At 68.3% G+C, this 3,043-nt stretch carries 2 protein-coding genes; both read left to right on the plus strand.

All coding sequences use genetic code 11. The features are described 5' to 3' along the window. On the plus strand, nucleotides 1-2,781 hold a 2,781-nt coding region (locus ACWELQ_RS42315), incomplete at its 5' end, for a response regulator (RefSeq protein WP_452402614.1). After that, nucleotides 2,781-3,043 (plus strand): ANTAR domain-containing protein (locus ACWELQ_RS42320; protein WP_452402615.1); only part of this gene is annotated, 263 nt, incomplete at its 3' end. The genes ACWELQ_RS42315 and ACWELQ_RS42320, both read left to right, overlap by 1 nt.

Genomic DNA, 3,043 nt, shown 5'->3' on the forward strand with positions numbered 1-3,043 from the left:
ACCGCGGTCGCCCAGGGCGACCTGACCAGCAAGATCGACGTGGACGCGCGCGGGGAGATCCTCGAGCTCAAGACCACGATCAATACGATGGTCGATCAGCTCTCGGCGTTCGCCGCCGAGGTCACCCGCGTCGCCCGCGAGGTCGGATCCGAGGGCCGCCTCGGCGGCCAGGCCGAGGTCGAGGGCGTCTCGGGAACATGGAAACGCTTGACGGAGAACGTGAACGAGCTCGCGGGCAACCTCACCCGGCAGGTGCGCGCCATCGCCGAGGTCACCAGCGCGGTCGCCGAGGGCGACCTGACCCGCTCCATCACCGTCGAGGCGTCCGGCGAGGTCGCCGACCTCAAGGACAACATCAATTCGATGGTGGAGTCGCTGCGCGAGACCACCAGCGCCAACCAGGATCAGGACTGGCTCAAGACCAATCTCGCCCGCATCTCGAGCCTCATGCAGGGGCAGCGGGACCTGCACGTGGTGGCCGAGTTGATCATGGACGAGCTGGTGCCGCTGGTGTCGGCGCAATTCGGCGCATTCTACCTGGCCGATGACACCGCGCAGCCGCCGGAGCTGCGGCTGCTGAGCTCCTACGGGAGCCCTGACACGCCCGGCGGCGCAACGAAATTCACGTTCGGGCAGTCGCTGGTCGGTCAAGCCGCCCGCAGCCGCCGCACGATCGCCGTCGACGATGTGCCCGGCACCTACGTGACCATCTCCTCCGGGCTCGGGCAGACCGCGCCGGTGAACCTGCTGATCCTGCCGATCGCGGTCGAGGAGCAGGTGCTCGGCGTCATCGAATTGGCGTCGCTGCACCGCTTCACGCGCATCCACCGCGACTTCCTCGACCAGCTCATGGAGACGGTCGGCGTCAATGTCAGCACCATCATCGCCAACGCCCGCACCGACGAGCTGCTGGTCGAATCGCAGCGGCTGACCTCCGAACTGCAAGCCCGCTCCCAGGAACTCCAGGTGCGGCAGGAAGAGTTGCAGCGCAACAACACCGAGATGGAGGAGAAGGCGGCGCTGCTGGCCATGCAGAACCGCGACATCGAGGCCAAGAACCTCGAGATCGAGCAGGCACGGCAGGAACTCGAGACCCGCGCCCAGCAGCTGTCGCTCACCTCGAAGTACAAGTCGGAATTCCTCGCCAATATGAGCCATGAGCTGCGCACGCCGCTCAACAGCCTGCTGATCCTGGCGCAACTGCTGGCCCAGAATCCCAACCGCAACCTCACGCCCAAACAGGTCGAGTACGCGGGCATCATCCATTCGGCCGGTTCGGATCTGCTGCAGCTGATCAACGACATCCTGGACCTGTCGAAGGTCGAGGCGGGCAAGATGGACATCGCCCCGGAGCGGGTGCCGCTGCACAAACTGCTCGACTACGTCGAGGCGACCTTCCGGCCGTTGACCACGCAGAAGCGCCTCGGATTCCGGATCACCACCCTCGAGGGCGTGCCGGGGGAGCTGGTCACCGACGACTCGCGGCTGCGGCAGGTGCTGCGCAACCTGCTGTCCAACGCGGTGAAGTTCACCGAGACCGGTTTCGTGGAACTGCGGATCGGCCCGGCGAACACGCAGGAGTTGCCCGCCGCCATCCGGCGACACGGCCCGGCCGTCGCCTTCCGGGTGGTCGATACCGGTATCGGCATCGCCGGGGACCAGCTCGAATCCATCTTCGGGGCGTTCCAGCAGGCGGACGGCACCACCAGCCGCAAGTACGGCGGCACCGGGCTGGGATTGTCGATCAGCCGCGAAATCGCCTATCTGCTCGGCGGTTCCATCACCGCCGAGAGCACGATCGACGAGGGCAGCACCTTCACCCTGTACCTTCCGGTCGCGCGTCCCGACTTCCGCGAAGCGCCGCCAACCAGCCGCGAGGACGACGCCGACGGGAGTAAAGCCGAGCGCGGCAGCAAGATCGCGCTGCCGCCGCAGCGGCGCCGATTGCTGGTGCTGGAGGAACGGTCCCAGGGCTTGCTGTCGATGGTCGCCCAGAGCGCGGTCGCCGATCTGGCCGATCGCAACGATCCCCGCGGACCGGTGCAGGTCGTGAGCGCGGTCGAGGCGCGCGAAGCGGCGGCGGCCATGGCCGCGGAGACGTTCCATTGCGTGGTGCTCGAGCTGGACATGCCCGGCGACAACGCCTTGCGCTTCCTCGAGATCGTGGACGGGGATCCCACCCTGCGCGGCGTGCCCGTCCTGGTGCACAACCGCCGCCTCGACGGCGAACAGGAGCGGGCGGTGCAGCGGCGCGTCGCGCACACCTCGCTCGAACTGCTCTCCAGCCTGGACGAATTGCGGGAACGGATCGCGCTGCACGTCACGGCGGAGGCGCCGGGGGATGTGCTGCCCCTGGTGCGCCGGGAGGAGACCCCGGTTCCGGCGGTCCGCCCGCCCAATGACGAATTGGCCGGGCACACCGTGCTCATCGTGGATGACGACGCGCGAAACCTGTTCGCGCTCAGCAGCATTCTCGAACTGCACGGCATCAGCGTGGTGCACGCCGAGAACGGCCGCGAGGGTCTCGACAAGCTGGTCGGGCACCCCGAGGTCGACCTGGTGCTGATGGACGTCATGATGCCCGAGCTGGACGGCTACGCGGCGACCGAGACGATCCGGGCGATCCCGCGCTACGCGGAACTGCCGATCATCGCGGTGACCGCGAAAGCCATGCTGGGAGACCGGGACAAGAGCCTGGCCGCGGGGGCCAACGACTATGTCACCAAGCCGGTCGACGCGGACGTGCTGCTCGCCAGCATCCAGCACTGGCTGCGTGTCTGATGACGGAGGCGACGGGACAGTCGCACCCGGCACCGGACGCCTCGGCGGACGGACCCGACATCGCCCGTCTGGCAGCCACGGTGGAGCGATTGCGTGAGGAGCTCCGCGACGCCCACGCCGCCGCCGACGGGCGCGCGCTGATCGAATTGGCCAAGGGCGTGCTCATCGAACGGCTGGGCTGCGGGCCCGCGCAGGCGGCGCGGCAGCTGGCCGAGCTGTCCGAGCGGGTCGGCTCGACCCCGCTGGAGTTCGCGGCGGATCT

The sequence above is a fragment of the Nocardia sp. NPDC004722 genome (assembly GCF_053601505.1).